The 12,395-nt window shown below is 64.0% G+C and carries 17 protein-coding genes; 15 read left to right on the top strand and 2 right to left on the bottom strand.

Annotation, left to right across the window (positions count from 1 at the left end; translation table 11 throughout):
* Positions 1-178 precede the first annotated feature (178 nt).
* From ACH49X_RS04760 to ACH49X_RS04800, 9 genes are all read left to right on the top strand, one after another.
* Entirely contained in the window at positions 179-1,024 is an 846-nt protein-coding gene (locus ACH49X_RS04760) for a helix-turn-helix transcriptional regulator (RefSeq protein ID WP_357206857.1), read from the top strand.
* Positions 1,021-1,233 (top strand): DUF397 domain-containing protein, encoded by a 213-nt coding sequence (locus ACH49X_RS04765; protein WP_357206859.1) that lies wholly within the window; start codon positions 1,021-1,023, stop codon positions 1,231-1,233. Before ACH49X_RS04760 ends, ACH49X_RS04765 begins: the two co-directional genes overlap by 4 nt.
* 195 nt (positions 1,234-1,428) lie before the next feature.
* Positions 1,429-1,995, top strand: a complete 567-nt coding sequence (locus ACH49X_RS04770) for a DUF3558 domain-containing protein (RefSeq protein WP_357206861.1) — start codon at positions 1,429-1,431, stop codon at positions 1,993-1,995.
* Positions 1,996-2,035: 40 nt separating this feature from the next.
* On the top strand, positions 2,036-2,515 hold the full coding sequence (locus ACH49X_RS04775; RefSeq protein ID WP_357206862.1) for a hypothetical protein: 480 nt from the start codon (positions 2,036-2,038) through the stop codon (positions 2,513-2,515).
* Complete coding sequence (locus ACH49X_RS04780; protein ID WP_357206864.1) at positions 2,512-3,678, top strand: hypothetical protein; 1,167 nt, start codon at positions 2,512-2,514, stop codon at positions 3,676-3,678. The genes ACH49X_RS04775 and ACH49X_RS04780 overlap by 4 nt, the downstream gene beginning before the upstream one ends.
* Before the next feature lie 96 nt (positions 3,679-3,774).
* Entirely contained in the window at positions 3,775-4,551 is a 777-nt protein-coding gene (locus ACH49X_RS04785; RefSeq protein ID WP_357206866.1) for an ESX secretion-associated protein EspG, read from the top strand.
* A 75-nt stretch (positions 4,552-4,626) separates the two neighbouring features.
* On the top strand, positions 4,627-5,484 hold the full coding sequence (locus tag ACH49X_RS04790) for a hypothetical protein (RefSeq protein ID WP_357206868.1): 858 nt from the start codon (positions 4,627-4,629) through the stop codon (positions 5,482-5,484).
* Positions 5,463-5,783 carry a hypothetical protein gene (locus ACH49X_RS04795; protein ID WP_195078749.1) on the top strand — a complete coding sequence of 107 codons (321 nt, stop codon included), beginning with the start codon at positions 5,463-5,465 and terminating at the stop codon, positions 5,781-5,783. Before ACH49X_RS04790 ends, ACH49X_RS04795 begins: the two co-directional genes overlap by 22 nt.
* Positions 5,780-6,550, top strand: a complete 771-nt coding sequence (locus ACH49X_RS04800; protein ID WP_195078748.1) for a hypothetical protein — start codon at positions 5,780-5,782, stop codon at positions 6,548-6,550. The genes ACH49X_RS04795 and ACH49X_RS04800 overlap by 4 nt, the downstream gene beginning before the upstream one ends.
* Here ACH49X_RS04800 and ACH49X_RS04805 read toward each other — a convergent pair.
* On the bottom strand, positions 6,543-6,728 hold the full coding sequence (locus ACH49X_RS04805; RefSeq protein WP_323124219.1) for a hypothetical protein: 186 nt from the start codon (positions 6,726-6,728) through the stop codon (positions 6,543-6,545). The two genes, ACH49X_RS04800 and ACH49X_RS04805, sit on opposite strands and share 8 nt — an antisense overlap.
* A gap of 76 nt (positions 6,729-6,804) precedes the next feature.
* Between ACH49X_RS04805 and ACH49X_RS04810 the strand changes: the two genes are divergently transcribed.
* Complete coding sequence (locus tag ACH49X_RS04810) at positions 6,805-7,101, top strand: hypothetical protein (RefSeq protein ID WP_323124218.1); 297 nt, start codon at positions 6,805-6,807, stop codon at positions 7,099-7,101.
* A 66-nt stretch (positions 7,102-7,167) separates the two neighbouring features.
* Here the strand turns inward: ACH49X_RS04810 and ACH49X_RS04815 are convergent, their stop codons facing one another.
* Positions 7,168-7,470: a hypothetical protein gene (locus tag ACH49X_RS04815; protein WP_195078745.1), complete on the bottom strand. Its 303-nt coding sequence runs from the start codon at positions 7,468-7,470 to the stop codon at positions 7,168-7,170.
* A gap of 734 nt (positions 7,471-8,204) precedes the next feature.
* Between ACH49X_RS04815 and ACH49X_RS04820 the strand changes: the two genes are divergently transcribed.
* The 5 genes from ACH49X_RS04820 to ACH49X_RS04840 all read left to right on the top strand — a co-directional run.
* Complete coding sequence (locus ACH49X_RS04820; protein ID WP_357206869.1) at positions 8,205-8,975, top strand: IPT/TIG domain-containing protein; 771 nt, start codon at positions 8,205-8,207, stop codon at positions 8,973-8,975.
* Between the two features lie 770 nt (positions 8,976-9,745).
* Positions 9,746-9,967: a hypothetical protein gene (locus ACH49X_RS04825; RefSeq protein ID WP_195078743.1), complete on the top strand. Its 222-nt coding sequence runs from the start codon at positions 9,746-9,748 to the stop codon at positions 9,965-9,967.
* Positions 9,964-10,401: a hypothetical protein gene (locus ACH49X_RS04830; RefSeq protein ID WP_195078742.1), complete on the top strand. Its 438-nt coding sequence runs from the start codon at positions 9,964-9,966 to the stop codon at positions 10,399-10,401. Before ACH49X_RS04825 ends, ACH49X_RS04830 begins: the two co-directional genes overlap by 4 nt.
* The gene (locus tag ACH49X_RS04835; RefSeq protein ID WP_067808723.1) at positions 10,398-10,703 is read left to right on the top strand and encodes a hypothetical protein; all 306 of its coding nucleotides are present in this window, start codon (positions 10,398-10,400) and stop codon (positions 10,701-10,703) included. The genes ACH49X_RS04830 and ACH49X_RS04835 overlap by 4 nt, the downstream gene beginning before the upstream one ends.
* 25 nt (positions 10,704-10,728) lie before the next feature.
* On the top strand, positions 10,729-12,395 hold a 1,667-nt coding region (locus ACH49X_RS04840), incomplete at its 3' end, for an IPT/TIG domain-containing protein (RefSeq protein WP_397068866.1).

Genomic DNA, 12,395 nt, shown 5'->3' on the forward strand with positions numbered 1-12,395 from the left:
CGCGTTCAGTGAAGCACCGGATATCGCTGGGCGGGAATGTTCTCAGTGGTGGAATCGGGCGGAAACCGCCCAGGTTCCAAGGCCCCCCGCCACATGGTTCCAGTTAGGTACCCGGCCGATAGTTTGGCTACGAAAGGGATTCGTCGTGAGTTCAACAGGTTCCACCCTGCCCCGCCGGATGCTGGGGCGGCAGCTGCGCGCGTTGCGGATCAACGCGGGCATCAGCGCGGAGTACGCCCGCGACGCGATCGACGTGAGCAAACAGACCCTGTGGCGGATCGAGACCGGGCAGCCCGTCCGGCTCCATCCGCTGGTCGTCGAGGGTCTGTGCAAGCTGTACGGGGCGTCCGACGAACGCACCGCCATATTGCTCAACCTGGTCGAGGAGACCAAGCGCACCGGCTGGTGGCATGCGTTCAACGACACCATCCTCGAAGACTTCAACCTCTTCGTGGAGTTGGAGGCGACGGCCAGACGCATCGCCTCGTTCCAGACAACCCTGCTCCCCGGACTACTGCAAACCGACGAGTATCGGCGGGCCCTGATCTGGGTCCGATTCGCGGCGATCTCCGGGACGGAAGTCGAACGAAAGATTGCGGCGTTCAGGCAGCGAAAGACACGCTTGGACAGCGACTCCGCGGTACGTTTCGAAGCCGTCATCGATGAATCCGCACTGCGCCGAGCGATCGGCGGACCCTCGGTCATGGAAGGCCAGCTCAGACACCTGTTGCAAGTCGCTGAACGACCCCACATTTCGGTACGGGTGGTCCCCCTCGCAGCGGAGGCATACGCGGGGCTGAACGTCGGCTCGTTCGTGATTCTCGACTTTCCCGAGCACCCCGTCGCCCATCTCACGGTGCCACCGGTCGTTTACATGCAGGGTTTCACCGGCGACCTGTATCTTGAGAAGCCTGACGAGGTCCGGCAGTACCGTCAGGCGCACGCCGAAATCCTGCGATCGGCCCTCGACCAGGAGAGCAGCCGATCCCTCATCCGCGCGATCGCCGAGGAGTATGCCGAATGAGCCCCAGCCTGTCCGGTGCCAACTGGTTCAAGAGCAGCTTCAGCAGCGCAGACAGGGACTGCGTTGAAGTCGCGTTCCTCCGTGAAGGCTCGGTGGGTGTACGTGACTCAAAGAACCCCGCTGGCCCGGCTCTCGTGTTCAGGCCGAGCGACTGGGACTCGTTCACTGTTCGCATAGCCAGCGGCGAACTGGACCTGTCGCAGGCCTGACGAAGCCGCTCTGCTACAACCCCGGCCTCCCCATACGAGGCCGGGGCACTGGGCAGGTCCCTCACGAGTAATGCATGTCAGGTCGCTTGCACCGGGGAAATACCGCCGGTAGCGTCAACATTCACTGCAGGGGGCGGAGGAGCCGGTCCGGCCCTGGAGAGGCCAGGAACAAGACACCGGTGGGCGAGGGAAGCAATGACATCAAAGCGGAATTCGCGGCGGCTGACCGTCCTCGCCGTCGGTGCCGCGCTCGTTCTGGCAGGCTGCGGTCCGTCCGATGACGGTGCAGCGCCGACAGGAGCTTCCTCCACAAAGCCAAGCGTCGCCTCTGACGCCCCCACCGGCTACAACCCGTGCACCGACATCCCACAAAGCGTCCTTGATTCAGAGAACCTGCGCCATAAGACCAACGAAGACCACAACGCATCCGGGGGAATCAAGTGGCGTGGTTGCGGATGGGTCCAGCCGGACGGATACGCGCCCGCCATCACGACAACGAATATCACCGTAGACATGGTGCGGGACAAGAAATTTCCCGATACCCGCGAATACACCATCAACGGTCGCCGTGCCATTTCGACACGGCAGGTCGAAGAACACCCTGACGCGGTGTGCACGGTAAACGTGGAGATGAAGGGCGGAAGCCTCGAGTTCTTCCTGAGCAATCCGCCGTCGAATCGTAAAACCGGCCAGCTCGACACGTGCCAGCTGGCAAAGACCTTGGCAGAGAAAATAGTGCCGACACTGCCTGCCACTGTTTGAAATACGCTGTTGCGATCGAACTCACCGGGAGGGAAAGCACATGGGTGACGACAGCACGCAGCCGCTCAGGCCGATGGCCAACGTCTTGAACGCGGCGCGGGAGGGCGAGCTAGGAATCCAGATGTCGGCGGAGGACTTCATCTACATAGACCGAGACTGCGAGTACTTCAAAACCGCCATTCGATCCATCCAAAGGTCCATGGACTTCGTGTCACGCCAGCCTCACTGGGGCTTGGGAGAGGGCGACGGCAACTTGGTCTCGGCACAAACCCTGGTCGATAGATTCAGAGAGAAGGCCCGCGGTGCTAAAGACAGCAACAGCGTCTATCAGATCATGGAAGACCATTATCGCATCGTCGAGGACATCCAAGAAGTGCACCGGATCGTCCGGGACCGAATCATGCAGGTTGACAGCAACTTTGCCGCAGACTTCAACAGACTGAACACCACTCTTCCGGACCGACCCCCCGTCGGAGTCCAATTTGCGCCGCCAAGGCTGCCGATCGGACCGAGCAAATGAACGGCTACGAGAACAAGCGCATCCCTAACGGTGGGGAGCACCCCGACAGTTGGGAACACTCCCAGATCAATGACACGTTCAAGCCGCTCGATCCCACCGACGCGTTCACGCAAGCCGACACGTACTGGCAAGCTCGCAACGAGTGGGAGCAAGGCGTCGAAACCTTTGCACGTTCCATCCAGACTTCCATAGCCCAAGCCTGGTCCGGCCCCGCAGCGGAGCAGTCCAAGAGCGCCATCGCAAAATACACCAGCGACGCGCAGAATCTGACGACATCGCTGGAAGAGCTGTATTACCGGGTCCGCGACGCCGCCACCGCGATCACCGATACCAAGAAGGCGCTCCCCGACCTCGTCGATTTCTCGGTCGGTGAACGCATCTTCCACCCGCGACGCTGGAACCTGTCGAGTGAACGATTCCTGGCCGAGCAGTCGGCGCGGGTCGCGATGAACGAGTACTACGTACAACCGTTCAGCGAGATGGACGGCAAGATCCCGGTGCTGCCCACTCCGGTCGGCCCTACCGCGTCGGTGGACATCCCAGCTCCTCCGCCGGGCGGATACAAGAGCGACGACAGCGGCGGCCCCGCTTCCAACGACTCCGGCAACGGTCCTACCACCGATTCCGGCATTCCCGGCGACAAAGACGGCGACGGCAAGCCCGACGAGTCGAGCACCGAGGAACAGCAGCAGCAGTCCACCGACGAATCGACCCAGGATCAACAGTCTTCCGACACGTCGGCGTCCGACACCACTACCAAGCCCGCGGGCGTGGACCCCACCTCGACGACTCCCGCCTCCACCACGGACCCGACCAAGACCGTTCCGGCAGGCACCCCGACTCCGCACAGCCCCGGCACACCGGGCATACCCGGGACGCCCAGCACAACGAACCAGCCGCAACCGGCCCGCAGCGTCCCGGGCACACCGGGAACGCAGAACACAGCGATGAACCCGGCCGCTGCCGCCAGGGCGACTTCCGGACTGCGCGGCACGAGCGGCATGCCCGGCATGATGGCGCCCGGTGCTCGCGGCGGCGGCAAGGACGACGAATCCGAGCACAAGACGCCGGACTACCTGATCACCCAGGAGAACACCGACGAGTTGCTCGGTGAACCTCCGAGAACGCTGCCCGGCGGCGTCATCGGCGGCACGCCCGACTGATCAGCCGCAACCTTCTCGACTCCGCGCACGCCCGCCTCGCTCGCGGGCGTGCGCGCGCGGACATGGCCGCTTCGACGCGGCCGGATTGGACCTCACATGGCTGAATGGACCTGGGACCCGGACGACTTCGCCGCTCTCTGGTACGGCGACGCACACGATCGCATCCCCAGCCCATTGCGCTACACCAGCCGTTTCGCCTTCCGCGACGACTTCGCCGCCCACCGCACCGCCGTATGGCAGCGCTATTCCCCTGACGAACTCGACGAGATCGCCGCAGCCTTCCGCACCCTCGGCGACTCCGAGCTCCGGATCGAAATCCTCGGCGGCACCTGCAAGCACAAGAACAGCACCGGTCCCGACGACGTCCGCGAATACCGGATCCTCGGCGCCCGCGACAGCTACCGCGCCGTCGTCCTCAGCCAAGCAGGCAACCACCACGAGCACGGCCCGATCCGCGCCCGCCTGTTCCCCGCCGACCAACTCCCCGCCCGCCTGGTCAACGCAATGCCCGCCTGCGCCCCCGGCAAAGAGAAACCAGCCATCTTCCACCCCGACGACCTGGTCCCCCGCCGCGACACCTACCTCCAGGACAACGCCCGCAACACCCCCCGCGAGCAATACCAACGCCTCCTCGGCCGCCCGGTCGACGGCGGCGGCACCGCCGTCCTCATCACCGCCCCCCTGCACACCCACACGAAACCCACCAAAGTCCTCCAGTGGCACGACATCTCCACCGACGGCCGCTACACCGAACACCGCACCGACCACATCACCATCCGCCCCACCACCCCCACCGACCTGACCACCCACTTCACAACCTGGATCACCCAAGCCCACCAACGCCTCGAAGAGACCCGCGCCGAAAAGTGGTAGGTGCGTAGCGAACTCGTTGCGCAGCCGCTTGCCGACGGCCCGGCACGCCGGTAGTGTCTGGAACCCAAAGGGGAGTTGATCAGCCTGCATGAATCCATCGACAGGCTGCCGAGAGGGGAGTTTCGCGAGCATGAATACCGCAGCCGTCGAGTTCGCTGGACGACGACTTTCCGAGTATCAGGCACTGCCGAGTTCGAAAGCGGACAAGTGACGCCACACACCCCACCTCCGTGGGACGACCCGAATTATTGGGAGGACGAATCCGACGACAATCGGCGGCAGGATCAATCGGCCGCCGCCGATCGAGGTGGTTACGCTGCTGGTACCGAGCGCGACACGCTCACGGTGGCGCAGAAGTCCGCGTTGGTATCGGTGAAAATAGGTGAAGACTGCCTGCCCACCGAAGTGAAAATCAGTCGCAACTGGAAGGGCAGCTGGGAGCCGTCACGCTATGCGGAGAGCATCATGACCGCATACAAGTATGCTCTCTATGAGCGGCAACTCCGATATGCCGAGTCCGGCTCGATCCCCGAATCGACGATTCCATCCTTGCACGATGTCGCACCCGCGCTTCTGCGAACGCGAGACACTCATGACTATCAGGAGACCTTCGCGCGCCTGATTGGTCCAGTCACGTACGAAGCACACGGCCCCGGCTTGACCGAGTCCGATGAGCCCGCGCTGACCGTGACGGCGAATGAAAGAAGGATTATCGCCATCCGAATCGATCCGCGATGGGCCCAGTCAGCCGAACCTTTCACGATCGCCCACGACATTGTGGCATGCGCCGATAGGATCCGCGCGATGAAGCCGGTTTTCGTCAGAGATCCTTATCTCGATCGAGAACCAGAGGCCGAAGTTTCCAAGCGGCTTGCCGAGCACATTCGAAAACTGACCGAGAACGAGATCTCATGGCCGACAATCTCTCCGTAGAACTGGATCTACTCGAACGAGCATCGAAAGCCTGGACCGAAACCGTGGATCGGGCACTTTACAAAGCCGCGGATCAAATAGAGCCGCTGAAGTTCTCCAGGATTCAATTCGGGATTTTCCAGATACCCTGGGACCAGTACACTCAGACCGCTGCCTATATCCAGAACCGCCTCCGTGAAGGCGGCACCGAGGCCACCGAAATGGGCGTCGCATTGCACCGAGCGGCGGCCACTTACAGAAGCCAGGACGAGGCGAACGAAGGCGGCCTCAACAAATTGGATGTGGACTTCAGCATATGACCGAGACTCTCAAAAAGGAAGACCTGGACAAATCAATCGGCGACTTCGAGAAGGCGTGGGATGATTGGAACAATCTTCCGGACAAGTTGAACGACGCGGTGGACGGCCTGAAGTGGAAGGCGCCGCCGCTCTATGCGCTGGTGACTTCTAAACGTGACGACGCACAGGTAGAACTCAAGAAGGTGATGGATAAATTCGTCGAGATCGGCGAGGGAATTGCCGCCCCCTACCTGTTCATTCAGTACGCGGCCGACTGGCAAGCGGTGAGCGGGACGGTCCGTGGGGCGGAGAACGCACAATCCAATCCTTCCATCAGCCTGGACGGACATTGGACAGGAGCCGCCAAGGACCGGTACAGCGCGTCGCGTACAAGCCAGCAGCAGGCGATGGTCACCGCAGCAGAATTGTGTGACAAAGTGCACGACCAGTTGATCTCCTTGGCCAGGAGTGGGCATGCCCTCTACACCGAGATCGTCAAAGCCATTGCTGGGTACTACGGCAAGATAGTCGAGTTGATCGTCGATATCATCGAGGTAGTCGGAGCACTCGAGGCCGCTGGCGTAATCGGGCAAATGGCCGGCCAAGCATTCACCGCGATGGCGGATATCTTCACCGCCGCCGTCGGCAATCTGCAAGAGCAGGGGATCGCGGCGAACGAACTCAAGAATCTCAGGAACAACCCGCGCGGGATGCCGGAAAACACCTGGCCGAGCTCTGTTTCCAACACTTTCGAGGACCCCAAGCTGTGGGAGTTGGTGGTCAAATGATTTCACCACGTTGCACCGCCCGGCGATTCATGCGGCGCACTTCGACCATTGCGGCGATAGCCATCGCCTGCACCTCGGTCGGCTGCGGATCAACACCGGATACCGGTGGCAGCTCGATGAAGACAAGCACGGTGGCATCGTCGACAACCCCCGCGAAAATCGACAGTTGTCTTCCCACGCAGGAGATCGAAGAACCTGACCTGGCGAGATTCGCCGATGAACTCCGGCTCCCACCCGACGTCAACCTCTTCGACGTGAACTCAGGCATCGCACCCGATGATCGGGGTAGGGGCATCGTCTTGGTTCATCTCTGCGTACCGGCGTCGACGAATCCCGATACACTTCGGCCGATAGCGACCACCGTCGCCCACGCGTTGAAGAAAAGTGAATTAGGGGCGCGCACAGGGATCCTGTACGTCACCGACACCGGCTCCGCGAAAGTGAAATACCGAGCATATCTGGTGGATCACGACTTCCATGCGCATCCATGGGACGGAAGTCCCTCTCCGGAGGCTGAACTCGCGAGGTGGGAGATCTACGACGTGCCGTGACAACACGTGTAACCCAACCGCGATCCGTTCGACGGTATCGCAGCCAAGATCATCTGGATGCTGCGGCTATCGACGCCGCAGCATCGCGTGGTGGATGTAGTACTTGTCGACCTGGCGGGTGAAGACGCTCACCAGTTCCCAGCCGAAGTGCATGTCCAGCCATTCGATGCAGGAGGTCAGCGTCGACAAGCTCGCTTGGTGGTTGGCCTTCAGCAAGCCGATGTCCCACGCGAGACCTCGCCGGGGGTGCACGTAAATGACCAGATGCTTGCGCTGGTAGGTGCGCATGTCGACGGTTCCGTTCAGGACTGCCCTGGCCTCGAGCACAGATCCGGGGCCCGCAGGGAGCAGTGGGGGCTGGCCGTTCACGCTTCCATTCCTACCCGCGGGTCGACAGAGCCGTGCATCGACCGCACGTCAGCGGCGGCCGGCCGACCCCATGCATCGAATGCCGCGCCGGTAGTATCGGTCAACGAATCCCCCTCGGACACAACGTACTCGGACAGCACGACCGGGTCCACGATACCGCTCTCGAGCCGGTGCCGACGCCCTCCAGGCGTCGCCCGAGCTGCCACCGTTTTCACCTGGTGCCGCCGGAGCAGGTGACGCAGTCGGAAGGTCACCGCAGCGGGGTCCTCTCACGATGAGCCGTCACAGGGGGTGCAATGTTCCGGCGGGCAACGTCCCGGGCGACCTCGCCGCGAAGGCGGCGGCCTGTTCCCCACTTCCGACGCGATGCTGGTGCGCATGGTGACCAGCACCGATCCTTGCTCGCTCACCGTGACGGCATTGGTGATCGACCGCATTGCCCCGGCGCACAGCTCTCGTCCCCGCCGAGCGGCAACCACGGTTGGTGGAACTGGTCGAGCTCGAGACTGGGCGCTGCGGCCCCTCGAAGCACCGGATGAGGTGGCGGCCTTGCGGAGCCGAAGTCTTCCGGACGAGGCCGTCTGACTCGAGCGGTGATTCGCGCGAGCACACCGAGTCGGGGCACGGATGAGAAACGGACAAAAACGGAGTGGGCGGAGCATTGCCGAAGTGGCGGTGCCGGGCGCTAATGGGAAGTGCCGGGCCACTGAGTGAGTCAGGGCGCCCCTCCCCCGGTGCTGAGAAACAATCTCCACGGAACGAGGAGGCATCGCCGTGCCCACCATCACATCAATCACCCGACCTCTGGCCCCACCACGGGAGGCACCAGCGTCACGATCGCGGGCACGGGCTTCACCGGCCCGCTGACCGTGCGCTTCGGCTCTACCGCAACGACCTTCACGATCGACTCCGCGATACAGATCACGGCCATTGCTCCCGCGGGGTCGGCCGGTCCGGTGCAGGTGACGGTCAGCGACTCGGGCGGGACCAGCAACGGGGCCACCTACACCTATCTCGCCGTCCCGGCCCTGAACTCCATCGCTCCCGGCCAAGGGTCCGCCGGAACGACGGTCACGCTCACCGGATCGGGACTGACGGGCGCCACCGCGGTCACTTTCGGTACCACACCGGCGACTTCGTTCACCGTCGACTCGGACACGCGGATCACGGCCGTCGCCCCTGCCGGGACGGGAATCGTGACGGTCACCGTCACCGCTCCTGGCGGCACCAGCAACGGCGCCACCTTCATCTATGTCGTGGAGCCCACCATCACCGCTGTCGCTCCCGCTTCGGGTCCCACATCCGGCGGTAACAATGTCACGATCTCCGGCTCCGGCTTCACCGGCCCGCTGACCGTGCGGTTCGGCAGCACCGCGACGACCTTCACCATCGACTCCGCGATACAGATCACCGCCGTCGCTCCCGGCGGAGCGGCCGGAGCCGTGCAGATCACCGTCACCGGCTCGGGTGGCACCAGCAACGGAGTCACTTACACCTACGTCTGATCCGGACAGCTCACGGGCCGTCGCCGGGATTCCGGTGGCGGTCCGTTCGCGTTGCCCGGCCGAGCATCCGGCACTATCGCGGCCCGATCCAATAGACCGCTCCGCGCGACCGGCCGGACCTTCCTGCACACCGGCGGATGGTCGCCCCGAGGCCGAGCAGGCACCCACACCCTGACAGCCACTGCGCGCGTGCGGATTCCGTCCATCGAGCGAATGGTGGACAGCGAGGACGACAGTCCCGGCCCGCCATACCCGGCGAGAACAACTTCGCGGCAAGGCCGGACGCTGCGCACCCGGCGCGGCACGCGGCACTGGTCAACACGTGGCAACAATCCGGAAAACGGACAAAAACGGATCACCCGACACATTGCCGACGCGCCTTTCCTGCGGCATAACGGAGTTAACCGATCCGGCACCAGCTTCGCGCACCCCCGCTTCGGAGGAACCAGCAAACAGAGAGGCAGCGCCATGCCTACCTTCCTCCCCCCGCCTTCGGGACCGCACGCGCCGGATCCTCGTGCCACGGTGACGACCGGCATTCGACGGGACGTCACCGCCGCGGTGCGGGCGGAAATATCGCACCACGAACCGTCCTCCCCCGCACACGGGTTCAACTAGTTCCCCGGTCGGGGTAGGACGCCACGACACCGACGCGGTCAGAACTCCTGACCGTGTCCCAACGGACCCGACGACTGGGTGCATCCAGTGATCGGGCTTCGCGTTCGGCCGGCGGCGCCGTTGCCGCCGCCAAGAGAGAAAGGGAAGAACCGATGAACAAAGTGATCACGATCCTGCACAGCGAGCCCGTCCGCGCCTTGCTGTATCCACTGCTGGTCGCGCTGATCGGGTACGGGGTCACCAAGGGCGTTGTCTCGTCCGACCTTTCCGGGTTCGTCCTGGCCCTCGTCGCGGCGGCGCTGGGTCTGCCCGCGGTCGAGTCGGCGCGCCACCGGGTCAGCCCTGCGCCACCGGACAGCGGTGAACCAGCATGAAGGCCAGGAAGGAGAAGACCCGCCACGATCCCTTCGAGGTCGTGCTGTGCGCCGTCTTCGGTGCCTCGATGCTGTTGCAGTGCGTCTATGGGCCGCCGCCCGATTCGGCGTTCGCCGCCATGCCGCCGGGATTCCGCACGCTGTGGCTGGTCCTCATGCTGATCGGCTGCGCCACGACACTGGTCGGTCTGTTCGCCCGGCGGGTCTGGGGCTATCTGATCGAGCAGGTCGGTCTGGGCGCGCTCGGCTGGTCCCTGGTCGCCTTCGGTGCGCAGCTGCTGCTGTTGCAACTGCAGCACGGAACCCTCGGCCCGGCGACGGTTCTCGGAGGGCCGCTGCCGATCGCGTTGGGTCTGGCGTTCCTGTGGAAGCGCCATCAGGTGTTGCAAGACGTTCGAATACTGCGCGCCGTGAAGCTGAGGGAGGCGTCATGAATCTGGTCCAGCAGTCGCCGATCTTCGCGGCGCTCGTGCTCATCGCCGGCTCGTCGGCCCTGTCGGCGGCGGTGACGGCGTGGTTCAAACGCGGCGACGTCGACGCCCACATGACCAAGACGAAGGCGGACGCCGCGAAAGTATTGAGCGACCTCGCCATTTCGCAGACCCAGCAGATGTCACAGCAGATGGGCGAGTTCCGTATGGCACTCCGGGTGCACCGCGAGTGGGATCGGAAGATGGTGTCCCGAGCGCGACAGGCGGGCATCGAATTCGACGATCCGCCGGAACTGTTCCTGTAACCCGGAAAGGGCTGGCGAGCCCGGGATGCCGACGGACTTTCCGGATGGTCGCCAACCGTTCGCCGAGACCGAAGATCTCGGCATGCTGCGTGCTAGCGGTGTACTCATCGGCAGCGCCGTAGCACCGTCGAAATTTTTGCTGCCACAACACCTGCCAGGATGTTCGCGCCGCTACCCGACGTGCCACCGGCGAACCGAAAACGGACCAAAACGGATCGCGAGATACGTTGCCAGCCACCAATCCAAAGGCGTTAATGGAGATAGCCGGGCCGTTGAAGAGCGGCGGGCGCCCCCCGGTGCAGAGGAATCATCACCACGGCAAAAAGGAGGCAGCGCCATGCCTACCATCACTTCCCTCTCCCCGACATCAGGGCCCGCAACGGGTGGAACCAGCGTCGTTATCACGGGTACCGGATTCGGCGGTCCGACGACCGTGCGGTTCGGCGGTACCGCGACCACTTTCACGATCGACTCACCCACTCAGATCACGGCCATCGCCCCGGCCGGCTCGGTCGGTACGGTGCAGGTCACCGTCAGCAACGCGGGGGGAACCAGCAACGGCCTCCCCTACACCTATGTTCCGGTTCCCGCGCTCAACAGCATCAGCCCGAACCAAGGCTCCACCGCGGGCGGGACGACGGTCACGCTCACCGGATCGGGCTTCACGGGAGCTACCGCGGTCAATTTCGGCAGCACACCGGCGACCTCGTTCACGGTCAACTCCGACACCCAGATCACGGCTGTCACGCCAGCCGGTACAGGGATCGTGCCGGTCACGGTCACCGGTCCGGGCGGCACCAGCGGTGCGGTGCCGTTCATCTACGTGGTCGTCCCCACCATCACCTCCATCTCGCCGACCGCAGGGCCTGCCTCGGGAGGTAACACCGTCACGATCACCGGCACCGGGTTCACCGGCCCACTGACTGTCCGGTTCGGCAACACCGCAACCATTTTCACGGTCAATTCGCCCACTCAGATCACCGCCATCGCGCCTCCCGGAACGGGGAGCGTGCAGGTCACGGTCACGGGTTCGGGCGGGACCAGCAACGGTGTCACCTACACCTATGCCGGCGTCCCCGCGCTGACCAGCCTGGTACCCACGACCGGTCCGACAACCGGTGGAACAACGGTCGTCATCACGGGCACGGGCCTGTCGACTGCCACCGCGGTGAACTTCGGTGGCACACCGGCGACCTCGTTCGTCGTCAACTCCGACACCCAGATCACCGCCGTCTCTCCGGCCGGAACGGGGACCGTTCAGGTCACCGTCACCACTGCCGGCGGAACCAGCAACGGCCTTCCCTTCACCTATGTGGCGGTGCCCGCCATCACCACGTTGGTGCCCAACGCCGGTCCGGTCACCGGCGGGACGACGGTCGTCATCACCGGCACGGGCCTGACGGGAGCGACAGCGGTCAACTTCGGCGCCACACCGGCGACCTCGTTTGTCGTCAACTCGGCCACTCAGATCACGGCGGTCGCCCCGGCCGGGACCGGAACCGTGCAAGTCACCGTCACGACACCCGGCGGAACCAGCAACGGCCTGGCCTATACCTACATCCCGGTGCCCGCCATCACCACGGTGGTGCCGAACGTAGGGCCGGTCACCGGCGGAACCACGGTCGTCATCACCGGCACGGGTCTGACCGGAGCCACCGCGGTGAACTTCGGCGCCACACCGGCAGCTTCGTT

This window comes from Nocardia sp. NPDC019323, from assembly GCF_044389845.1.
GTDB lineage: Bacteria > Actinomycetota > Actinomycetes > Mycobacteriales > Mycobacteriaceae > Nocardia > Nocardia implantans.